Origin of the sequence: Carnobacterium pleistocenium FTR1, from assembly GCF_000744285.1 — a bacterium.
Classification (GTDB): domain Bacteria; phylum Bacillota; class Bacilli; order Lactobacillales; family Carnobacteriaceae; genus Carnobacterium_B; species Carnobacterium_B pleistocenium.
Genome location: NZ_JQLQ01000002.1, coordinates 2,511,444 through 2,534,061, shown reverse-complemented (window position 1 = coordinate 2,534,061; position 22,618 = coordinate 2,511,444). Strand labels below are relative to the sequence as shown.

The window sequence follows — 22,618 nt, the reverse complement described above, 5'->3', positions numbered from 1 at the left end:
ATGAAAATCTCAGCGCCCTTTTTTGATTTGAAATTGTCAATTAGGTCTGTTTTCTGACACCGTATAAAAAAATAAATTGAAACGTACACCTGCTTTTTCTTATCTAAGGAATCAATTGGTAGCAAATATTTTATAGTAGCTAAACGAGTGCAGTAGATGAGATAAGGAATAGTTAGAATGTAAGCGATGTTCATACTTGTTGCGATGGATGACCAAATTCTATATAATTAAATTAAGATAACAAGGAAATGAGTTTTCGATGTGTTTTTTTATTGTAAAAATAAAAAAAGAAATGAGGGTGAAAATGGAGTGGGATAAGGAACTACACGTTTTAGAACCTAAATTTGCACCTTTTATTGAAAGTGGAATCTATATTCATGATGAAACGCAAAAATTAGTTGGTAAAAATGAAGAAGAGTTATTTCCTGCTGCGAGCATCATCAAGCTCCCAATCTATCTTTATTATTACGAGCAAGCCATTCAAGGAAACGTTAATCTGATGCACAAAATGAACGTTTCAAAGACAAGCCGTGCAAATGGATCTGGAGTCTTACATATTCTGACTTCTATTGAGGAATGGAGTATTGAAGAACTTCTACAATTGATGATTGCCGTTTCTGATAATGAGGCTACAAACCAGTTGATTCAGTATGCAGGTTTAGAAAATTTACAGGCATGGATAAAAACAAAAAAATGGCATGAAAGAGTAGCCTTAAGGCGATACTTGATGGATTATGAATCGGGCTTAGTTAACGAAATCTCGCCACGAGGAGCGGTTGAGATTTTAAAAGACATCATTGAGCTGGGAAACACCTATCCAACAGTAAAAAATCAAATAGAAAAGCCTTTTTTACTGCAACAGTTTCGAACGGGACTGCCAGGTTATTTGGATGAAAGAACGATTCCTGATTTAGAAATGCTAAATAAAACTGGTGAAGATAATAGAATCCGGCACGATGTTGCATTGTTTAGATATAAAGAGCGAATTGTCTTTATTGCTACATTAAATAAAGATGTGAAGGAAGAAGCGAAGGCAATAGAATGGATGGAAGAGATGGGGAAATTAGCATTTGAATTTTTAACAGATATGGACTGATCATCATTTTTATTTCTGATTAAAGTTAAAAAATTGATGATAAAAGGAGCACAGCTAAATGAAAAATATGGTCAATACCACAACAACTTTTCTATGGTCAAAAAATGAAAACCATCCTATCCAGGAGAAACTGTTAGCACAAAATAGAAAAGAAAATTTCTATGTTTTATCAGATGAAGAAGCACTAAAACTCTACGAGGATCGTTTAGTGGATTCTGAACTGCTTTACGGTGACGTTGTTGAAGTACTTGAAATTGTAGGAGAATATGCCAGAGTAACGGTTCCGAAACAAGCTTATAAAAATGATTCTAGTGGATATCCGGGCTGGGTAATAGCTAAAGACCTTATCGCTATTCCAGCTGACTGGTCAGAAACATTAAAACAGCTTGCGGTTAGTCAACCAACGGCAAAAATTAGTTTCATAGATGAGACAAAAATTTCTCTAGTTGTTTCTATTGGTACCATCTTAGCTGTATTAGAAGATATGTCTGAACAATATAAAGTGCTCACACCAGAGGGAATTGGCTTCATAGCCAAAAGAGACGCACGTATAATTGGGGACTTACCAGAAGACGCTGTTGAGCAAATGATCGATAACGCAAAATCTTTCTTAGATTTAAGATACGTGTGGGCAGGAACAAGTGCAGCCGGATTTGATTGTTCTGGATTTGTTTATACATTGTTTCGGACATTTGGTATTTGGTTGAGCCGAGATGCTCAAGAGCAAGTATTTGAAGGGGAAGTCCACACTTATAACGAAGCAATTCCAGGAGATTTATTGTTTTTTGCTTATCAAGAAGGCAATGGAGCAGTTCACCATGTAGGATTATATTTAGGGAATGATCAAATGATCCATTCACAAACTCCTGGATCAAAAGTAATGATCACTAAACTTGAAGGAACAAACTATCAAAAAGAGTTATGTGCTGTGAGGCGTTTTTTTTAAAAGAAATAAAAATGAGAGGGTGAAAAAAATGAAAAATCAGATAAAAGGGTTGGGTATACTTAGTTTGGCGGTGTTATTAACAGCATGTGGAAGTGGGGATTCTGAAGGATCTACAACTGTAAGTTCTTCTGCTGATGGTGAAAATAATTTAGCGGATACGCAAGAATTACGCTTAACAGCTTCCTCTGAAATTCCTTCTATGGATACAGCTTTAGCAACTGATTTAACGAGTTTTACTGTTATGAATAATGTTTTTGAAGGATTGTATGTTTTAGGACCAGATTCTGAGCCCGTTCTAGGTGTGGCAGCCAAAGAACCTACAATCAGTGAAGATGGGAAAACGTATACTTTTGAGATCCGTGAAGATGCCGTTTGGTCTAATGGAGAAGCTGTTACAGCAGATGATTTTGTCTATGCCTGGCAAAAAGTTGTGGCACCTGAAACAGCAAGTGGATACGCATATATGTTTGACGGATTAATTCAAAATGCTACAGAAATTATTAATGATGAATTGGATCCAACCGAGTTAGGTATTAAAGCCGTTAATGATAACACTCTAGAAATCACATTGATGCAACCGACACCTTATTTTGATCAGTTATTGACCTTGCCGTTTTTCTTTCCTCAAAATAAAGCTTTTGCCCAAGAACAAGGTGATGAGTATGGAAGTACAAATGAGAATTTAATTTATAATGGTCCTTTTGTATTAGAAGGATGGGATCAAGCAAGTAGCGTGGGATGGACATTTGAAAAAAATGAAGAGTATTGGGATGCTGAATCAGTTATTTTAGATACGATAACGGTTGATGTAATCAAAGAAGTTACTACCGAGTTAAATTTGTATGAAAATAATGATACAGATATTGCCTTCTTATCAGGAAGTTCTGTCTCTCAATACACCGAAGATCCTAATTTTCATTCATCATTAAATGCGACAACGTTTTATATTGAAATGAATAACTTGAATAACGATGAGACAACGGAACTAAGTAACAAAAATATTCGCTTAGCTATTGCCTCTGCTATTGATAAAGAAGGCTATACGAAGAGTGTCTTACAAGATGGATCAGAGCCTATTGATGGATTTGTTCCAGCTGGGTTAGCAAGTAATCCAACAACAGATGCAGATTATCGGGAAGATGCAGGGAATGTATTGCCTTATGACTTAGAAAAAGCTGAAGAATCTTGGGAAACGGGACTATCAGAATTAGGTACAGATAGTATTGAATTAGAATTAATTACCTCAGACACAGAAGATTCAAAACGATTGGCAGAATATTTGCAGGATCAATTGCAAAATAATCTACCGGGTTTGACAGTCAAGTTGAGAAGTATGCCATTTAGTATGAAATTGGAAACCGTACGTGAAGGAACCTATGATATGGCTGTTAATTCATGGATTGCTGACTTTGCAGATCCAATCAATTATGTAGAACGTTTTGACACAGACATCAACCGAATGAATTATTCGAACCCAGATGTAGATGCTTTAGTGGATAAAGCAAAGGCAACTTATGATGATGATGAAGCACGTTGGGAAAAACTAGTAGAAATTGAAAATGTGGCTTTAGGTGAGGATGCAGCTTTGGCACCTTTATACCAATCAGCAGATTCTTATTTACTGAATCCGAATGTTAAAGATTATTATAAACGTGTTTTTGGTCCTGATAGTTACAAATGGACATGGATAGCAGAAGAATAAGTAGCGAATAAAAAATGGGAATTAGAGGATAGAAATATCTTTTAATTTTCATTTTTTTTAAAATAATAGAAGGGTATTCAAAAAAATAATACTCAAATAATTTTCTCATAGCTTCTTTTAAATAACAATAAACTGTTAAAAATAGTAGATTATTAACAAACATAAATGAGGTAATAAGTAGCTTAAAAAAACACATAAAGAAAGCGTTTGCAAATATTTCTTGATATGGATGGTAAACACTTTACAACAAGTTTTTTTAGCTGTACATTAAGGGAACAACGCTTGAAAGCGTATTATATTATGGGAGGGAACAAAATGACAAAAGAATATATTATGTCGATTGATCAAGGCACTACTAGTTCTAGAGCAATAATATTTGATAAAGCAGGAAATCCTAAATGGAGTTCTCAAAAAGAATTCACACAATATTTTCCTCAGCCAGGTTGGGTAGAACATGATGCCAACGAAATTTGGATTTCGGTTTTATCTGTTATTGCAGGAGCTTTAATCGAATCAGGATTAAAACCAACTGATATTGATAGTATTGGGATCACCAACCAACGTGAAACAACTGTTGTTTGGGATAAAGAAACGGGTAGACCAATTCATCGTGCAATTGTATGGCAATCAAAACAAACGAATGATATTTCAGATCAACTTAAACAAGATGGACATACAAAATTAATTAAAGATAAAACAGGTCTAGTTATCGATTCATATTTCTCAGCAACTAAAGTCAAATATATTTTAGATCATGTTGAAGGTTCAAGAGAACGTGCTAAAAAAGGCGAATTACTATTTGGAACAATTGATACTTGGTTAGTTTGGAAATTAACAGATGGAAAAGCGCATGTTACAGACTATTCAAATGCAAGTCGGACAATGTTGTTCAATATTTATGATCTTAAATGGGATAAAGATATTCTCGCATTATTAGATATTCCCAAAGAGATGTTGCCGGAAGTTAGATCTTCTTCTGAAATTTATGGAAAAACAAGCCCAGAGCATTTTTACGGTGGACAAATCCCAATAGCTGGTATGGCTGGGGATCAACAAGCAGCTTTATTTGGTCAAGTAGGATACGAAAAGGGTATGGTTAAAAATACTTATGGTACGGGTGCATTTATTATTATGAATACCGGAAAAGAACCAATCAAGTCAGATAATGGTTTACTTACATCCATTGCTTACGGTATCAACGGTGAAATCACGTACGCTTTGGAAGGAAGTATTTTTGTTGCTGGATCAGCACTTCAATGGCTAAGAGATGGTATGAGAATGTTTAGAAGTGCTCCTGAATCAGAAAAATATGCTAAAAGAGTAGACTCAACAGAAAATGTTTATGTAGTACCGGCATTTACAGGTTTAGGTGCGCCATATTGGGATCAAGATGCTCGTGGAGCTGTTTTTGGCATAACACGTGGGACAACTAAAGAACATTTTATCAGAGCAACGCTTGAGTCTTTAGCTTACCAAACAAAAGATGTTGTAGATACAATGAATAAAGATTCTGGAATCCCAATTAAAACATTACGTGTTGATGGAGGAGCATCGAAAAATGACTTCTTGATGCAATTTCAATCAGATATTTTGGATACTAAAATCGAACGTTCTAAGATCAGTGAAACAACAGCGTTAGGAGCTGCTTATCTTGCTGGATTAGCAACAGGATTTTGGAAAAACCAAGATGAAATCAAAAAATATTGGGAAAAAGATGCTACTTTTGAACCAAATATGGAAGAAGAAGAACGTGAAGACTTGTATGCCGGCTGGCAATCAGCTGTAGAAGCTACAAGGGTTTTCAAACATAGACCTAAAAGAAAAAACAAATAATTCGAAGTACGTTCGAACATGTAGAGAAAACAAAAGAGTCTATTCCGTTTTGATGGAGGTGCTGACCCCTAAAAGTTAGAGTTTTTAATATGCAGCTGATTGGCTGGTTTGAGTTCGGTATTCGACCGGACTTAAGCCAGCCAATTTTGCTTTTGATCGAACATGATTATACCATTCGATATATTCTTCAATTCTTGATTTCAATTCCTCATAACTGACTAATTTCTCCCCATGATACATTTCTTGTTTTAGGATGCCGAAGAAATTTTCCATTGTCGCATTATCTGCACAAGTCGCCTTGCGAGACATACTCTGAAAAACGTTGTTTTTCTTTAGTGTTTTGATCCAATGATTATGCTGATACTGCCAACCTTGATCAGAATGAAGAGTGGTACGAACCGTGGCGTGTTCTTTAAGGATGCCGACGGCTTCTTCCAAAGGTTTCATCACCAAGTCCAGGATAGGTCGTTTATTTATTCCATAAGCTATTACTTCACTATTACATAGATCTAGAATAGGACTAAGGTAGAGCTTTTCTTCGCCTGTACATTTAAACTCTGTCACGTCGGTGACGAGCTTCTGTAAAGTGATGGATGTAGAGAAGCGTCTATTTAACTTATTCTTGGCAATAGTGCCTACTTTTCCTTTATAAGAGTTATATTTCCGGGATTTCCGCATAAATTTAACACATTTCAAACCCATTTCTTTCATGAGACGATAAACTTTCTTGTGGTTGACACCACTATAACCTAGTTTCTTCAGTTCATTTGTAATGCGTTTGTACCCAAATCGCTCTTTGAACTGAAAGAAAAGTTGTTCAATCTGTTCTTTTAGTCGCTGATTACTATCTATTTTTTTTAATTGCTTTACGTAATAGTGATAGGTTGACTCTGGAATACCCACCACCAGAAGGATATCTTTTAGTTTGAATCCTTCTTCTTTAAGTTCGTCTGCCACTGCTGCTTGTGCTTTTCGAGAAAGACATCGGGATTCTTCTGAAAAGCTTTCAACTTTTTTAAATAGGCATTCTCCAATTTCAGTAGTTCAATTTCTCGTTCTAATTCTTGTCTAGAAAGATCTGCTGATGTGGCTGGTTTCAGTTGCTGTTTTTTTGATTTTTTAGTCATTGAAGGACGCCCCTTTGGGTGTGGTTTTAGGCCTTCAATTCCCTTGCCTTGGAAAGTTTGATTCCAATTTGCGATGAGGGAAGGATTATTCATGCCGAAGGTAATGGCTGTATCTGAATAAGAAGTGCCTGTCTGTTTTATAAAGTGTATTACATCCACCTTAAATTGAACAGAGTAAGTTGCTTTCGTCTGTTTCCTTTTTAAACCGTCCAAACCAAATTCTCGGTATGCCTTTACTCAATTATTAAGTGGAGTTGTAGAGGAAAGAGCATATTTCTTCGCTAGTAATTGAAAGCCCAAAGGGCCATTTAGATACTCTTGAACAACTTGTAACTTAAATTCTTCACTATATTTTGTCATAAAAATAACCCCCAAAAGTTTAGATTTTACTCTAACTTTTGGGGGTCACTACCGGAATAGACTCTTTTGTTTTGAAAGTAGAAGTTTCAATCGAAATCTATTGAAGAATGATCTTCCACAGTCAATTTACTTTCTTGGCGTAAATGTATTTTTTTCATAACGAACCTTGCAGGTGGTTGAGCAATTAAAAGTTCGCAAAATAAAGCAATAGAAAAATTTCTAGGCCAATGTGATAATGCCTCGAATGAAGCTAGGTTGAAACCTTTACCAATCATAGTGCCAATTACTGTCATAGTCAGAGACATACCAAGTACAGTAAAAAGAATATTAAATAATATTTTTGCATTAAATCCATCAGTATCATTAGAAAAAATGTGAACTAATTTTTCAGAAATCCGCCCAAAAACGAGTACTTCTAATAACATGGCAATAATCAAAATGATTGGGAAAGACTTAAGGATAATCATAAGTACTTGTGTATCAAGCTTTCCAAATTCTAGACTAATGTTTACTGTACTCATAATCAGGACAGTTATTGAACAAATAATGATACCGTATAACATTCCTTCTTTGCCGTTTTGAGGCAATCTGTTTTCTTTAACTTCTTTGATAGTAAAAACTCCTTTTCTGGTTTCTAAAATCAAGTATACATAAATCAAGTAAGATGTGTAAGAGAAATTTTTATGAGAATTACATGAAAATAATAAATAGATAATCTTCTAAGTTAGAATGAAAAAAATCACTCTCAATTATAGAGAGTGATTTCTAAATTATAATAATTTTATTTTATTTTTAATGTCTTTAATTGCTCTTCAATAGCTTCGATGGGTGCTTCTGCCTGTAATAAAGCTGCTGCAGTATAAGCACTTTCAATAAAGGCAGTATCGTATAAATGAACCGTTTTATCAGAAGTTTCAGTAGCTAGTTCCAGATTCATTTTAGCACTACCTAAATCATAAAAAGCAAGAACAGTTTCTTCTTCGAACGAAGATAAGGCTTCTTCAATTTTATCAAAACTTGTTCCAATTCCACCCTCGGGCGTACCGCCAGCACTTTTTACTGTGACATCTTTCGCTACTTCGCTGATTAATTTAGCCAAGCCGTCAGCAATTTCGGTTACGTGAGAAACAAGCAACACACCATATTTTTTATTCATCATAGACACCTGCTTCTATCATTGTTTTGAATAAATAGCTGCTAGACATAGCACCTGGATCAATGTGACCGATAGAACGTTCGCCTAAATAAGAAGCACGTCCTTTAGTTGCTTTCATGTTTTTAGTTTTTTCAAGAGACTCATCAATCAACGCAACAGTTAACTTGCGAGCTTTAACGGCATCGACAACAGGGATCCATTCATCGACCATTGTTTTTTCACCTGCTACAGCCTTGCCACGCTTTTGAATGCCTTCTAGTCCAGCTTCTAAAACTAGTGCTAAGTCATCACTGTCTTTGCTAGCCTTAGCCATGCTAATGAAAGCAGAACCGAGAAGAGGGCCAGAAGCGCCACCAACTTTACTGACCAAAGTCATTCCAGTTAGTTTTAGAAGATCGGTTAATGTTTCAGGATTTTTCTTTTGTAATTCCTCAGTTAATGCGTTAGCTCCTCTAGCAAGGTTATTCCCATGATCTCCATCACCAATTGCGGTATCTAATTCGCTAAGATAAGCTTTATTTTCTAAAAGTTGTTCAATAAAAAGTTCGAGCCATTTTTTTACTGTATCTTGAGTCAACATAATAGTCAATCATCCTTTCTTTACCAAGCAATAGTTATGACAGGTGTATTTAAGTACTCTAACCAGCTAGAGTCTTCTAGTTTAACCAAAGTAAGAGATAGGCCTTCCATATCAATCGAAGTCATGTAGTCGCCAACTTTTCTAAAGGCTAACGTTATCCCTTCATCTGCCAACAATTGCTTCACATCATTCATAAAAATAAATTGTTCCATCAACGGAGTACCGCCCATGCCGTTAACTAAAATGGCAAAAGAGTCTCCTTTTTTCCATTGGAATTCTTTTTTTAATTTAGTCACAAGTTCTTGAGCTAAGGCAGCAGACGGTTGAAGTTTTTCTCTACGGTAACCTGGTTCGCCGTGAATACCTACGCCAAACTCGATTTCGTCCGCTTCTAATTCAAAACCTGGTTTGCCAACTTCTGGTACTGTTGCAGGATTTAAAGCAACACCTAAGGATTTTACAGCTGGGATGAGTTTGTCTGCTAATGTTTTGATTTCTTTTAAAGATAAGCCTTTTTCAGCAGCAGCACCTAATATCTTGTGGACTAAAACGGTTCCTGCTATACCGCGTTTTCCAGCAGTATATGTGCTATCTTCAACGGCAATATCATCATCTACTATGACATAGTCAACTTCAATATCTTCCATTTCGGCTAATTCTTTTGCCATGTCAAAATTCATAACATCGCCAGAGTAATTTTTTATAATTAAAAATACACCTTTTCCTTCATCACTAGCTTTAATACCTTCTAGAATTTGGTCAGGAGTAGGTGATGTAAATACTTCACCACATACAGCGGCTGAAAGCATCCCTTTTCCAACAAAACCGGCATGAGCTGGTTCGTGTCCGCTTCCGCCGCCGCTGACTAAACCAACTTTTCCAGAATGCTCAACTTTACGATGAATAACAGACGTCTCGGGTAATCGTTCAACTAAATCTTCATATGCAAAGACTAAACCGTTTAACATTTCATCTAAGATATTCGATGGATCATTGATGATTTTTTTCATTTTTCCAGACCCCCTGAGTGATTTTTAATTGAGTACAATACTATTGTAACCGTTTTTTATATAAAGAACAAATACAACAGGTTATTGAGTTGAAATAAGTAAGCTAGGGAATAAAAAATTCTTTTTCTGAAAAATTGAAGGAGTGAAGCTGCTACATATTTATACTTTAGCGATTTAAAAATAAAAAAATAAAGGTCGGTTGCTTGTTGGTTTGGTATACTGTAAGTATGAAAGATAGATATGAATAAAATCAGTTTAAATGATAGTTTGAAGGCGAGAGGAGAGCGGACGATGAACAATCAAATACAGTTGTATTCACTTGTGAAAAAGCTTTATCAAGCTAACTTTTGGGAAGATTATTGGGATAATGATATCATTGGTATACAGTTACCCAATCGTGAAGATCCAATTTTTATTTCAATTTTAGGGAAAGCAGAACAAAACGTTGGAATCTTAATTTATCGTAATCTAGAAGAACTTTCTTATTTTTTTGAAACCAGTAAACGAGCCGAGTCTCGCGAATTTAGTTCAGTAATGGAGATGCTTCAAACCCAGAAATGTATTTCTTTAAAATTTGAAGACCGTCAAGAGATTCCAAAGGAAGAGTATAGGAAAATAAAAGCTAGTGGCATAACGTTTAGGGGTAAAAAAGCTTGGCCGGTATTTACAGATTATAAACCAGGCTATTATCCTTTTACGATAGCTGAGGATGAGGTGCCTTTTCTGGTAGATGTTTTTGAAAAGTTGCTAGAAACAGCAAATGATTTTCGCAACTCTTTACAATTATATGAAAAAGAGCAAGCAATTTATAAAATTTTAATGCGTACGTATAAAAAAGATGGCTTATATGAAGATGGTCTTTATGTGGTGCCCGAAACTATTTTAGAAGGCATATTAGATGATGAGACAGACTATGCCCCTATCAAACTAACAGAATTTGAGATGAAGCGAGCACGTGGTCAAAAAATGAAAAATACCGTTTGGGAATTAGACATCGATTTTGTTGAAGTACCTGTTGTTCCAGAAGGTGGGGGACGCCCTATGTTTCCTAGTCTATTAATTGTTGCAGATACTAAAGATGGAGAAATTATCTGTAGTGAATTTATTGAACCAAGAGATGTTGAAAAAATCCAACGTATTGTGATTCAGCTTATATTGGCACAAAATGGAAGACCGCCAAAGATCGTGATAGATGCTGATCGCCATTTTAAAATTGCTGCTTATTTAGAAAAAATGCTAACAACCTTAGATATAGAATTGGTCTCGATTCAAAAGCTTCCTTTGTTATCTGTTGTTAAAGAAGATATGTTAGAATATTTTAAAGATTAATTTTAACAAAGCACGCTACAAAATGGAGGTATAGATTGAAAACATTAGTGATTATATCTCATCCCGAGATAATGGAATCCGGAAGTCAGCAATATTTGTTGAGCTCTATTCCTGAAAACAAGGACATAACCGTCCATCATTTGGAATCTATCTACCCTGATTTCAATATAGACGTAAAAAAGGAACAAAATTTATTAAAGGAATATGATCGAATCGTTTTTCAGTTCCCATTTTATTGGTATAGTGCTCCTGCATTATTAAAAAAATGGCAAGACGATGTACTGGCAGATGGTTTTGCATATGGTAAAAAAGGAAAAGCACTCGTAGGAAAAGAATTTGGGTTAGTGATAAGTATAGGTGTAAGAAAAGAAGAATACCAACCTGGAGGACGTGAAGGATTCAGCATCGATGAACTGATGAAACCTTTTCAAGCGATGGCTCTTAAGACAGGCATGGAGTTTCTTAAAATGCTTCCTATTTTTCAATTTAGTTATTTAACGGAAAATCAAAAAATGAATTTATTGATACGTTACCAACAGTATTTAACTCGTGAAAAAGAGGATAGTTTAGCAGTTCGAGAAAAGTGGTTTATTGAAGAACTAAAATCGACAGATTCAAGTAAACTAAATGATGGAAATCAGTTTGTACTAAATCAAGCAATTGAATTTATTGAAGAAAATCGTGATACGATCGATGAATTGAAAATCGTTTTGGATCAGATGAATTAGGTTAGTTAAAGGTGGTAATAAAGTGGAACAAAAAGAATGGTTGCTACAAGAACTAGAACGATTAAGACAAGCTAGTCGTGATTATAAACAAAAAGCATTATTAGCTGCAGTGAAAGAGTTAATTAACGAGCAAATTGAACGAATTAGACAAATGGAAGGCGAATTGGATGGTACCTTATGGAGTCCACGCAATTGGAGTGAGTAAAAGTATTACCAAAAAAAGGCAGCTGTGTTAGGAGGGGCTCTATTGAAGTAGATTTATTTTTAAACGTCTACTCTGAAGTGAGCACTTCGTAAATAGAGCTGTCTTTCTATTTAATAGGAATTAAGGTATCGATTTTTGAGTCAAAACAGGTATAATGGGAGAAAAAAAGAGGAGTAATGAATTTGAAAAAAGAAAGTGCAGCAGACTATGACATTAAAATGGAAAATGTCCGTTATTCTGCTCCTCAACGGTATTATGGGACAAGAATTTTATTTGTCATTAAAGGATCAGCAACTATTTCATTTGGTGGACGTAATTATAAAATGGAAGAAAGTGATCTTTTAGTTGTAAATCGGACAAATAATTATTCTGTAATAGGAAGTGAAGATAATTGCATTATTTCACTTAGTATTTCTAGTCATTTTTTTGTGACCCATTATAAAGAATACTTTCAATATGATTTTGGCTGCTTTTCAGAAGAGCTTGATCCTGGCAGAGAAGGCATACTTGCTCAATTAAGACATTTAGTAGCTGAAATCATGATTGCCGATTCGAGGAAAGAAGAAGGAAATACATTAGAAATTCGAAGTAATTTGTACCAAATCATGTTAATGATGACTCGTTTTTTCAAAAAAGAAGCGCGACATTGGAAAGGTATAGACACGAGCGATGAACGAATTGAACGCATCATCCAGTTGATCGAACAACGCTATGAAGAACCGCTGACTTTGTCCGAGCTAGCAGAATATGAAAGTTTGTCTTCTTCTTATTTATCTCGTTATTTCAAGCAAATGACAGGTATGGGCTTTTTAAATTATTTAAATCGGGTCCGTATAAAGCATAGCTTAGATGATTTATTGTATACATCAGATAATCTATTTCAAATAGCGATGAAAAATGGATTTTCAACTGCTAAGAACTATACAGTTGTTTTTAAAACGGTTTATCAACAAACTCCTGCTCAGTATCGGAAAGAACATCAACATGAACAATTAGAACAACATGAAGCATTGATAAATAAAGTTGAAGCCAAAACAGTTCTTGATTCTCCTGCTATTTTAGATCGGTTAGCTAGTTATTTAGATGTAGGTGTCGATCAGAGCTACTCTATCGATGAGGAACATCTTGAAGAACGTAGGATCATTTTGAACAGCAATGAAAAAGAAGAATTAAAACGTGAAAAACATATCGTATTTATTGGTGAACTAAAAGAATTATTAAATGAGAATGTAAAAAAACAGTTGATTTTAGCTAAACAACAATTACGTGTGGACTTTGTAGGGATTCAAAAATTTTTTGAAGAAATAGTACCGGTAAAAGAGTCTGAGCTAACAGAAATATCGGTTAGTTCGCCTATATATGCCAATTCTGATATTGTTTTACAGTTTTTAAAAGAGCAAGGAATTTATTTGTTTTTAAAGTTAGAATACGAGCAAATTAGTCAGAATGAAGACTATTACATTAAAAAAATTGATCAATTTATTCAGCATGCGCTTCAAGTCTTTGGGCGTGATTTTGTAGAAAAATGGCAAATTTTATTTTATAGTAAAGAAGATGCGACTGTTACATCAACCGAATTGGAACGAATCTACCTAAAAGTTTGGCAAGTGATTAAACACAAGTCAGAAAAAATGAAAGTAGGAACCTTTTTTCCATTCGATGAAAAACACGAACAGCTTCCAGAAAATCAACAATGGCAAATTACACATGCTAATAAAATCGAATTTATAGGTTATGAAACAGATCAAAATGAAATAATCAATTTTAATGATATTAATGTGGAAGAATTCGCTAAAAGTCATCGCTATATTAGAGATAAAACAAAAAAAATCAAACTTTTTTTGCAACAGCATCAAATGGAAAGACCAATGTTTCTAATTAATTGGAATATTTTAACCGGTAATACTCGTTATATAAACGGAACTTTCTTTAGAGGAGCTTTGATTTTGAAAAAGGTTCTGGAATTAGAAGGTGAAATAGAAGGTATAGGATTTTGGATCAACAACGAAATTCATGAGCGCGTGCAAGGTTGCTCGAATAATTTAGTTGATAATTTAGAATTATTTCATTTCTTTAATGAAAAACACCCCACTTTTTATACTATGCGGTTCAAGGAACGGTTACGAGGGAATGTTACAGCCCGAGGGACCGACTACATCATGACTGAAAATGAAGATGGTTATCAGCTAATTATTTTTAATGAGCGACAATTCAGCCCACGTTACTCAATAGATGAATTATTTGTAAAAAATAGAAGTAAAGAATTGCATATCTATTTAACAGGGATAAAACCAGGTAATTATCAAATTCGCACATTAAAATTTGATCGTGATAATGGAGGATTGTATCCTAAGTGGTGGAATTTAAATAGTAAATACGGTATTGACCACGAATTGATGGATCATATCGTTCAATCGATCAGCCCGTCGCTGGATATTAAAGATGAGTATTTAAATGAAGAGTGGTCTTTTTACGCTTTATTAAATACGAATGCAATTCACCTTATCGAATTTCGCAGGGCAATCGATTAAACAAACGAGATACTTTACAAAAAGTAAACCTATAGCTATACTGTATTCTGATAGGGGGTAGACTATGAAAAAAGTATTAATTACTGGTATCAAAGGCTATCAAAAAGCCATTTCACCTTTATTTCAGCCAAGTTGCCGCTATTACCCAACTTGCTCACATTATGGCATTGAAGCTATTGAGAAACATGGTGCGATTAAAGGGACCATTATGGGCACAGCTCGTATTTTAAGGTGTCATCCTTTTATTAAGGGAGGATTTGACCCTGTTCCAAGTACGTTTACGCTAAGAAGGAATAGAGAAATTAAAACAGTAAAAAATGATGAAATAAGCTGAACCCTCTTTTGAGGTGTCAGCTTATTTGTTTTATCGTTTTAAGGTGATGAAAAAGATAAAGCGATTTCTTTTTTTGAGATTTCATAAAAAAGGATAAACATCTTTGACAAACCGGTTAATATAGTGTAAATTGTCTTAGGGACGAAATATCAATAAATGAACAAGTAATATTGTTCGTGTTATTGATCGTTGCTAAAAAAACAAGCAACAGCCTAAAAATTAGAGCTATGAAAGAAAGAGGTTAAGGAAAAGATGAAAGTTTTTGATTATGAAGATATCCAACTTATCCCCAACAAAAGTATAGTAAAAAGTAGAACTGAATGTGATACAACGATCGAATTTGGCGGCAGAAGATTTAATTTACCGGTAGTACCGGCTAATATGCAAACAGTTATAGACGAAACATTAGCTATATGGTTAGCAGAAAACAATTTTTTCTATGTTATGCACCGTTTTGATGAAGAAGATAGAATGCCTTTTGTTCAACGGATGCAAGAAAAAGAGCTATTTTCTTCTATTAGTGTAGGTGTGAAAGATTCAGAATATACATTTATTGAAACACTAGCGAAAGAAAAATTAGTACCAGAATACATCACAATCGATATTGCTCACGGGCACTCAGATTTAGTGATCAATATGATTCACCACATCAAGAAATTTTTACCTGGAACATTTTTGATTGCAGGTAACGTTGGGACTCCTGAAGCTGTTCGTGAGTTAGAAAACGCTGGGGCAGATGCAACTAAAGTGGGTATTGGACCAGGAAAAGTATGTATCACAAAATTAAAAACAGGTTTTGGTACTGGGGGATGGCAATTAGCGGCTCTGCGTATATGTGCTAAAGCTGCAAGAAAACCATTGATTGCAGATGGTGGAGTACGTGATCATGGCGATATTGCTAAATCGATTCGTTTTGGAGCATCTATGGTTATGATGGGTTCTCTATTCTCAGGACATGATCAATCTCCAGGAGAAACAATTGAAAAAGACGGTAAGATGTATAAAGAATATTTTGGTAGTGCATCAGAATTCCAAAAAGGTGAACATAAAAATGTAGAAGGCAAGAAAATTCTTGTGGAATACAAAGGTGATATCGCTGAAACATTATTGGAAATGAAACAAGATTTACAATCTTCAATTTCATATGCTGGTGGAAACGATGTAGAATCTCTTCGCAAAGTAGATTATGTGATTGTTAAAAATTCGATTTTTAATGGAGATCGCTAAACAGTCGCTCTACGTCAAATGGTGTAGATGCAGTTGTTTTTTCGATAATTCAGTTGGAAAAATGAGGTGTAATAAAACTTCATCAATTGACGAAGCATTAAAAAATTTTAAGACTAAGACTTTGTAACAAAACAAAAAACTTCAAGATTTCTCTATATGAGAGAGCTTGAAGTTTTTTGTTTTGTCTATTTTTATACCATTCCTGGTTTTAAGATAACTTTTATATTTTGGTCTGCTTTCTTATCAAAAATATCATAAGCTTTTGCAGCTTGCTCCAAAGGCATAGTATGCGTAATAATATCTGTCGGATCAAAAACATTTTTTTCAATCATGTCATATAATTTTGGCATAAGGTGAATAACAGGGGCTTGACCTGTTTTTAAAGTAATATCTCGATTGAAAAAGTCATTTAAAGGAAAACTAGCAGATGGCGTCATATAAACTCCAGTGATTTGAACTGTACCAAATTTTTTGACACTTTCTGAAGCCGTAACAAGCGGGCTGATTGTTCCACTTTGAACACTTAAAAGAGTCTTAGCTTTTTCACGTGCAGGCATTACACCATCCATCCCAACGCAGTCAATGACCACATCTGCTCCGCCGTTAGTTGTGTCGTAAAGAAATTTCCCAACTTCAGTAACATCTTTAAAATTGACCGTTTCAACATTATTAGTATTGCGGGCATGTTCTAAACGATGCTTCACATTATCAACTGCGATAACTCGTTTAGCACCTTTCATTTTGGCAAATTTTTGAGCAAATAGTCCAACGGGGCCAGATCCGAGGATAATAACTGTATCGCCTTCTTTAACACCGCTATTTTCTACACTCCAGTAAGCAGTAGGTACGATATCGGATAAGAAAAGAACTTTCTCATCTGGTAAATTATTTTCTGGAACAATAAAAGAGGTGAAGTCAGCAAAAGGGACACGCAGGAACTCAGCTTGACCTCCGGGATAGTTTCCATGCATTTTACCAAAGCCAAATAAACCACCATTATCAAAAGCAGGATTAGGATTAGAATTATCGCACTGACTTTCCATCTCATGTGTACAGAAATGGCATTCACCACATCCGATATTAAATGGAATAACGACACGATCGCCTTTTTTGACTTTTTTAACAGCAGGACCAACTTCTTCAACAATCCCCATAGGTTCATGACCGACGACATAATCTTCTTCCATTACAGGTTTCCCATTATGATACAAGTGTAAATCAGATCCACAAATAGCTGTTGCTGTAATTCGGACAATCATATCAGTAGGTTCTTGAATCGTTGGATCTGGAACATTTCGAACTTCCATCTTTTCATTTCCTTGCCAAGTTACTGCACGCATAAAAGCACCCCTTTAATTTGTATTTTAACAATCAAAGTTTAGCATCATACTAAAAGATAGTAAAATATTACCGCTTATTAAATCCAACAAAAAAGAAAACCTTTATCCTAATAAAATAGGATAAAAGCTTTCTTTTTTTTTAAACTAATTTAATTAGAAAATATTTTTTCTTCCCTTTTCGAATAAGGATAAAGCGTTCATCAAAAGAATTTTCAGGTGTAACAATGGCTTCGACATCTGTAACTTTTTCGCCGTTCATTGATAAGGCTCCGTTTTTGATATCTTCACGAGCTTGACGTCTAGAAGGTTCTATACCAACTATATCAACTAACCATTCAACAATATTCCATTCTTCTTTTGGAGCTTCGAAAGTTGGCATATTCTTGAAGCCTTCTTCAATTTGATCAGCTGTTAACTCTTTTACATTACCGGAAAAAAGAGCTGCAGTGATTTTTTCAGCATCCATCAAAGCTTGTTCGCCATGAACAAATAGAGTCATTTCTCTGGCCAAAGTTTTTTGTGCTGCGCGTTTGTGCGGTTCAACTGCTACCATTTCAGCCAAAGCGTCAATTTCTTCTTTTGTTAAAAAAGTAAAATACTTCAAGTATTTTACAACATCACGGTCATCCTGATTCAACCAAAACTGATAAAATTCATAAGGAGTGGTCTTTTTTGAATCTAACCAAATAGCTCCACCAGCAGTTTTCCCAAATTTAGTTCCGTCCGCTTTTAACATTAAGGGAATGGTCAACCCATAAGCTTCAGCTTCAGAACCTTCTTGTTTACGGATGTATTCTAAACCAGCAGTGATATTTCCCCATTGGTCTGCACCACCAATTTGTAATTGAACATCTTCATTTTGATACAAATGTAAAAAATCGATGGATTGCAGAATTTGATAAGTGAATTCAGTAAATGAAATACCGGTTTCCAAACGACTGGCAACGATATCTTTTGCCAACATGGTATTGACGTTAAAACTCTTGCCAATATTACGTAAGAAATCCAATAAAGAGAGTTCTTTTGTCCAATCCAAATTGTTTACCATACGGATAGAGGCTTCATCTTTCCCAGCATCAAATAGCTTTTCCATTTGGTAAGTTAATTTATTGACATTATTTTGAACTTGTTCGCTAGTCTGTAAAACACGCTCTTCTGATTTTCCGCTTGGATCGCCGATTGAACCCGTCGCTCCACCAATAACGATGACTGGAAGGTGGCCAGCTAATTGGAATCTTTTCAAAATCATAAAAGGAATCAGATGACCAATATGCATGCTGTCACCAGTTGGATCAACTCCGCAGTATAACCCTACCTTTTTTTGGTTAATTAATTTTTTTAAACCGACTTCGTCTGTTTGTTGATTAATGGCATCGCGCCATTCTAATTCATCAATAATATTCATTCTTCTCGCTCCTTTATTATAGGTATTTTATGCATAAAAAAAGCCCGATAAAAAAGATTTAACTCTTTTTTATCGGGACGAAGTTTTCCGTGTTACCACCCAAATTGCAGTCTGTTTTTAATGCAAAACAAGCCTACCACTCATTCACTGTAACGTAGCAATACGCTTGAGGTTAATCAAGTTACTCCGGAGTGTAATTCACAAAATGGTTTGTACCTATTTTCATCATCCATAGGCTTTCTATTAAACAGGGACCCATTGTTACTCTGCTCTTTCAACGTAAATTGTTATGAGATTAATATTAGTATAGATGAAGTGAAGACAATTTGTCAATCTTGTTTTTTAGAATTTATTTCTTAAAAGTAGTTTTGGGCTATTGCTATTTTTCCGAAAAATGATATTATATTAGGTATAAAGCTAATTTAACTTTCTTTTCGGACTTTTTTAAGATCGAAAAGGCATTTAAATCTGAACAGGCGGTAAACCTTAGAGGTTTGTGCAGCCGGACCACCAGATAGATGTGTGGTAGCAGAGTAGTGCAAAAAGGCACACCTGTGGGACAGTAACATTGTCCTACAAGTGTGCCTTTTTTTTGTATTTTTATATAAAGGAGGCAAGATTCCAGTCAGTTGTTTAACAAATAGTATCTATGAACTGAATTGTTTTTTTAGAGAAATAACATTCGGTGAAGGTTAAAAATTGAAGAATGGAGGTCTCAGACAGTATCATATAGGTAAGATTAATTTCGTCTTACCTTAAAAGAAATTTTATGTCAGGTATTTGACTAGAGTATGTTTTAAAACTATCTTGTTAAAAGCAAGTAGCGGTAACAAGCGCTAGTTCGAGTAACTGAGACCCGATATGCATATGAGTAGCGGAAACGAGCGCTAGTTCGAGTAACTGAGACCCGATATGCATATGAGTAGCGGTAACAAGCGCTAGTTCGAGTAACTGAGACCCAATATGCATATGAGTAGCGGAAACGAGGGTTAGTTCGAGTGGCTCAAAATAGTGGATTGTTTTATTTGATTCCTTGACTCATTAAGCCGTTCTTGTTGTTCAATTCTAATTTAATCATCCCTATTTTTCTCAATTAGCTCAAAAATCAGAAGAATAATTAGCTTTAAAACGCACCCTAATTTAGCAACACTTAAAATGATAGTTATTTTCAGTAGTAGGTTAGAAAAATTACTTTTAGAAAGGAAAGATAAAGATGGTAAAATTTTTAGTCAAGACACGAGTAGGGCAATTTTTAATCATGGGTATTTTCTTTACGATTATCGGATTTATATTAGATCCTTTTGGAGGACTCTACAGCCAATTTTCATTTTACTTGGCCATTTTATTTTTAGGTTTTTTTGCCGCAAAAAAAGCCATAGTGGAAACGATCTACTCTCACTCACCCAATGTTGATTTACTGATGATTTTAGCGGCATTGGGAGCTTGCGTGATCAATTATGAGTCAGAAGGAGCGGTCTTATTATTGATTTTTGCCGGATCAGAAGCCCTAGAAGCTTATGCTACCAATAAATCAAATAGTGCTATTTCCGAATTAATGGCCCATGTCCCGTCCGTAGCCCAAGTATTAAAAGAGAATGGAGAAGTTGTTGAAGTACCGACAGAGGTCTTACAAGTTGGGGATATTGTGGTCGTTTCAAAAGGAGCTCAACTACCAATAGATGGATATGCTGACCGAAAAACACAAATCAATGAAGCTGCCCTAACCGGTGAATCTTTGCCTGCTGAAAAGGAAGAAGGAGATGAAGTTTTTTCAGGAACCTTCAATGAAGGCAACTCGTTCCATCTTAAAGTGAATAAAACGAGCGATCAAACGGTCTTTTCGAATATTATTCGGATGGTAGAAGAAGCACAAAATAGACCGTCAAAAATTTCGAAATTCATTGACCGGATTGAGTCAAGATACGTAATAGCGGTTCTAATTGCTGTACCGCTCTTCATAATGACACTATACTATTTCAACGACCTTACTTTCCAAGAAGCCTTTTATCGGGGGATGGTTTTATTAACTGTTGCTAGTCCTTGTGCTTTGGTCGCCTCTGCTACACCAGCAACACTCAGTGCTATCAGTAATGGAGCAAAAAATGGTGTACTGGTAAAAGGTGGTGCAGCCATGGAAGCTTTGAATACAATGGATATTTTGTACAGCGACAAAACAGGTACGCTAACTTTTGGTGACTTTCAAGTTCTGGATCATAAAGTGCAGGAGGATATTATTAGTGAAGTGGTTTATATGGAACAACAATCTAATCATCCAATAGCAAACGCAATTGTTAAAGCGTTTGAAGACGTAGATTTTGGGGGAGTCGACTTTTCAGAACCCGTTGAGGAAGTCGCTGGTTCAGGCGTTAGAAAAGGCGATATCAAAGTAGGAAAGCCAGGTGCTTTCGAAGGGTACCTCGATAAAAAGAATTATCTTAATAAAATAGCCGAGGGAAATACGACTATTTTTGTTGCAAAAGGCAATGAAATTGTTGGTTATTTATCGCTTTCCGATCAAATACGTCATGAAGCGGTAGCAGCTGTCTCTGGTTTCCAAAAAGAGGGTATTCAAGTCGTTTTATTAACCGGGGATAATGAAAAGGTAGCTTTGAAAGTTGCTAAAGAAGTGAAAGTCAACGATTATGTAGCAAACTGTTCACCAGAAGATAAAATCAATTATATCTTAGAAAGTCAGGGAAATGGCAAGGTGGTAGGGATGATCGGTGATGGAATAAATGATGCGCCTGCGTTGGCAAATGCTGATATTGGTATTGCTATGGGGAGTGGTTCATCAGTGGCGATGGAGTCGGCTGATGTGGTGATTGTCAAAAATGATTTAGCTAAATTATTGTACAGTTATCAATTAAGCAGCAGATTAAACCGGATCATCAAGCAAAATGTTATCTTTTCAGTAAGTGTTATTGTAATGCTGATCTTTTTAAATCTTTTGGGCTATTTGGATTTGCCAATAGGGGTTGTCTTTCATGAAGGCTCAACGATTTTGGTCATCTTAAACGGGTTACGTTTACTGCATCAAGAGAAAAAAGGAAGTTTACAAAATGACCGATAAAAGATAAATAGGATAAAAATAAACTGTTTTAAAATGATGAGAATCGGACAAATTTGATTAAACCGATTTTATTGCAACATGACTGCTAAAAAAATAAAAAAAACCAAAAGTTGGGATGAGGTGTTCAACTTTTGGTTTTTTTCTATTCTATTTATTGTTCGTTTGGATCGTTTTCTGCATCTTCATGAGTTGGATGAACGGTTCCCTCAACATGATCAGGTCCAGCATAAATGGTATACAATTTTAACGGTTTAGTTCCGGTATTTTTGATATTATGCCACATATCTGCTGGAACAAATACGGCTTCGTCATCAGAAACAGTTTGTTCGAAATTTAAATTATCTTCAGTAGGTCCCATTTGACAGAGGCCTTGTCCTTCTTCGATACGAATAAACTGATCGATTCCATGATGAACTTCCAACCCAATATCATCGTTCGGTGGAATAGACATTACTGTTGCTTGTAATTTGTTCCCCGTCCAGATTGTTGTACGATAATTATCGTTTTGAACAGTTGCATCTTCAATATTTACTATATAAGGCTTTTTACCATGATCTTTAAAATCTATTGTCATAAGCTCCACTCCTTCTATTGATAATAATTATTTATTTATATCGATTACAATTTAAGTTTATCAAA

At 35.2% G+C, this 22,618-nt stretch carries 21 protein-coding genes, 1 riboswitch and 1 other annotated feature; of the genes, 11 read left to right on the top strand and 10 right to left on the bottom strand.

The features are described 5' to 3' along the window. The first annotated feature begins 304 nt into the window (after nt 1-304). The 4 genes from BP17_RS12365 to glpK all read left to right on the top strand — a co-directional run bounded on the left by BP17_RS12365 (nt 305) and on the right by glpK (nt 5,577). Entirely contained in the window at nt 305-1,096 is a 792-nt protein-coding gene (locus BP17_RS12365) for a serine hydrolase (RefSeq protein ID WP_051910538.1), read from the top strand. Nucleotides 1,097-1,154: 58 nt separating this feature from the next. Then, on the top strand, nt 1,155-2,042 hold the full coding sequence (locus BP17_RS12360) for a C40 family peptidase (RefSeq protein WP_035054804.1): 888 nt from the start codon (nt 1,155-1,157) through the stop codon (nt 2,040-2,042). Between the two features lie 28 nt (nt 2,043-2,070). Beyond that, on the top strand, nt 2,071-3,744 hold the full coding sequence (locus tag BP17_RS12355; protein ID WP_035054802.1) for a peptide ABC transporter substrate-binding protein: 1,674 nt from the start codon (nt 2,071-2,073) through the stop codon (nt 3,742-3,744). A gap of 315 nt (nt 3,745-4,059) precedes the next feature. Beyond that, the gene (gene glpK / locus BP17_RS12350; protein WP_035054800.1) at nt 4,060-5,577 is read left to right on the top strand and encodes a glycerol kinase GlpK; all 1,518 of its coding nucleotides are present in this window, start codon (nt 4,060-4,062) and stop codon (nt 5,575-5,577) included. Between the two features lie 84 nt (nt 5,578-5,661). Here the strand turns inward: glpK and BP17_RS12345 are convergent, their stop codons facing one another. The 7 genes from BP17_RS12345 to dhaK form a co-directional block, all read right to left on the bottom strand. Next, nucleotides 5,662-6,534 (bottom strand): IS3 family transposase, encoded by an 873-nt coding sequence (locus BP17_RS12345; protein ID WP_084676398.1) that lies wholly within the window; start codon nt 6,532-6,534, stop codon nt 5,662-5,664. After that, entirely contained in the window at nt 6,498-6,917 is a 420-nt protein-coding gene (locus tag BP17_RS12340; RefSeq protein WP_156956041.1) for a helix-turn-helix domain-containing protein, read from the bottom strand. The genes BP17_RS12345 and BP17_RS12340 overlap by 37 nt, the downstream gene beginning before the upstream one ends. Before the next feature lie 24 nt (nt 6,918-6,941). Continuing rightward, entirely contained in the window at nt 6,942-7,064 is a 123-nt protein-coding gene (locus tag BP17_RS13565) for a transposase (RefSeq protein WP_198022535.1), read from the bottom strand. 86 nt (nt 7,065-7,150) lie between these two features. Beyond that, nucleotides 7,151-7,708: a DUF2798 domain-containing protein gene (locus BP17_RS12335; protein WP_232219624.1), complete on the bottom strand. Its 558-nt coding sequence runs from the start codon at nt 7,706-7,708 to the stop codon at nt 7,151-7,153. Between the two features lie 137 nt (nt 7,709-7,845). Further along, nucleotides 7,846-8,223: a dihydroxyacetone kinase phosphoryl donor subunit DhaM gene (gene dhaM, locus BP17_RS12330; RefSeq protein ID WP_156956040.1), complete on the bottom strand. Its 378-nt coding sequence runs from the start codon at nt 8,221-8,223 to the stop codon at nt 7,846-7,848. Continuing rightward, complete coding sequence (gene dhaL, locus BP17_RS12325) at nt 8,213-8,800, bottom strand: dihydroxyacetone kinase subunit DhaL (protein ID WP_035054796.1); 588 nt, start codon at nt 8,798-8,800, stop codon at nt 8,213-8,215. Before dhaL ends, dhaM begins: the two co-directional genes overlap by 11 nt. A gap of 20 nt (nt 8,801-8,820) precedes the next feature. Further along, nucleotides 8,821-9,810, bottom strand: coding sequence for a dihydroxyacetone kinase subunit DhaK (gene dhaK / locus BP17_RS12320; RefSeq protein WP_035054794.1), 990 nt, complete (start codon nt 9,808-9,810; stop codon nt 8,821-8,823). A 291-nt stretch (nt 9,811-10,101) separates the two neighbouring features. Here dhaK and BP17_RS12315 point away from each other — a divergent pair, with 291 nt between their 5' ends. From BP17_RS12315 to guaC, 6 genes are all read left to right on the top strand, one after another. Beyond that, nucleotides 10,102-11,139 carry a DUF7309 domain-containing protein gene (locus tag BP17_RS12315; RefSeq protein WP_035054792.1) on the top strand — a complete coding sequence of 346 codons (1,038 nt, stop codon included), beginning with the start codon at nt 10,102-10,104 and terminating at the stop codon, nt 11,137-11,139. Between the two features lie 35 nt (nt 11,140-11,174). After that, entirely contained in the window at nt 11,175-11,867 is a 693-nt protein-coding gene (locus BP17_RS12310) for an NAD(P)H-dependent oxidoreductase (protein WP_035054790.1), read from the top strand. A 22-nt stretch (nt 11,868-11,889) separates the two neighbouring features. Further along, nucleotides 11,890-12,072, top strand: coding sequence for a hypothetical protein (locus tag BP17_RS12305; protein WP_035054788.1), 183 nt, complete (start codon nt 11,890-11,892; stop codon nt 12,070-12,072). A gap of 182 nt (nt 12,073-12,254) precedes the next feature. Beyond that, on the top strand, nt 12,255-14,603 hold the full coding sequence (locus BP17_RS12300) for a helix-turn-helix domain-containing protein (RefSeq protein WP_051910537.1): 2,349 nt from the start codon (nt 12,255-12,257) through the stop codon (nt 14,601-14,603). A gap of 64 nt (nt 14,604-14,667) precedes the next feature. After that, on the top strand, nt 14,668-14,937 hold the full coding sequence (yidD, locus tag BP17_RS12295; RefSeq protein ID WP_035054784.1) for a membrane protein insertion efficiency factor YidD: 270 nt from the start codon (nt 14,668-14,670) through the stop codon (nt 14,935-14,937). Between the two features lie 252 nt (nt 14,938-15,189). Continuing rightward, nucleotides 15,190-16,164, top strand: coding sequence for a GMP reductase (guaC, locus tag BP17_RS12290; RefSeq protein ID WP_035054782.1), 975 nt, complete (start codon nt 15,190-15,192; stop codon nt 16,162-16,164). 191 nt (nt 16,165-16,355) lie between these two features. On the opposite strand, the gene BP17_RS12285 is transcribed toward guaC, so the two are convergent. Both BP17_RS12285 and tyrS read right to left on the bottom strand, forming a co-directional pair. Further along, nucleotides 16,356-17,504 carry a zinc-dependent alcohol dehydrogenase gene (locus BP17_RS12285; RefSeq protein ID WP_035054780.1) on the bottom strand — a complete coding sequence of 383 codons (1,149 nt, stop codon included), beginning with the start codon at nt 17,502-17,504 and terminating at the stop codon, nt 16,356-16,358. Between the two features lie 139 nt (nt 17,505-17,643). After that, complete coding sequence (gene tyrS, locus BP17_RS12280) at nt 17,644-18,909, bottom strand: tyrosine--tRNA ligase (protein WP_035054778.1); 1,266 nt, start codon at nt 18,907-18,909, stop codon at nt 17,644-17,646. 70 nt (nt 18,910-18,979) lie between these two features. Then, nucleotides 18,980-19,196: a binding site (T-box leader), on the bottom strand. Between the two features lie 171 nt (nt 19,197-19,367). Further along, nucleotides 19,368-19,474: riboswitch (NiCo riboswitch) on the top strand. A 648-nt stretch (nt 19,475-20,122) separates the two neighbouring features. Between tyrS and BP17_RS12275 the strand changes: the two genes are divergently transcribed. After that, complete coding sequence (locus BP17_RS12275; RefSeq protein ID WP_035054776.1) at nt 20,123-21,979, top strand: heavy metal translocating P-type ATPase; 1,857 nt, start codon at nt 20,123-20,125, stop codon at nt 21,977-21,979. A gap of 151 nt (nt 21,980-22,130) precedes the next feature. On the opposite strand, the gene BP17_RS12270 is transcribed toward BP17_RS12275, so the two are convergent. After that, nucleotides 22,131-22,553, bottom strand: a complete 423-nt coding sequence (locus tag BP17_RS12270; protein WP_035054774.1) for a cupin domain-containing protein — start codon at nt 22,551-22,553, stop codon at nt 22,131-22,133. Between the last annotated feature and the right edge of the window lie 65 nt (nt 22,554-22,618).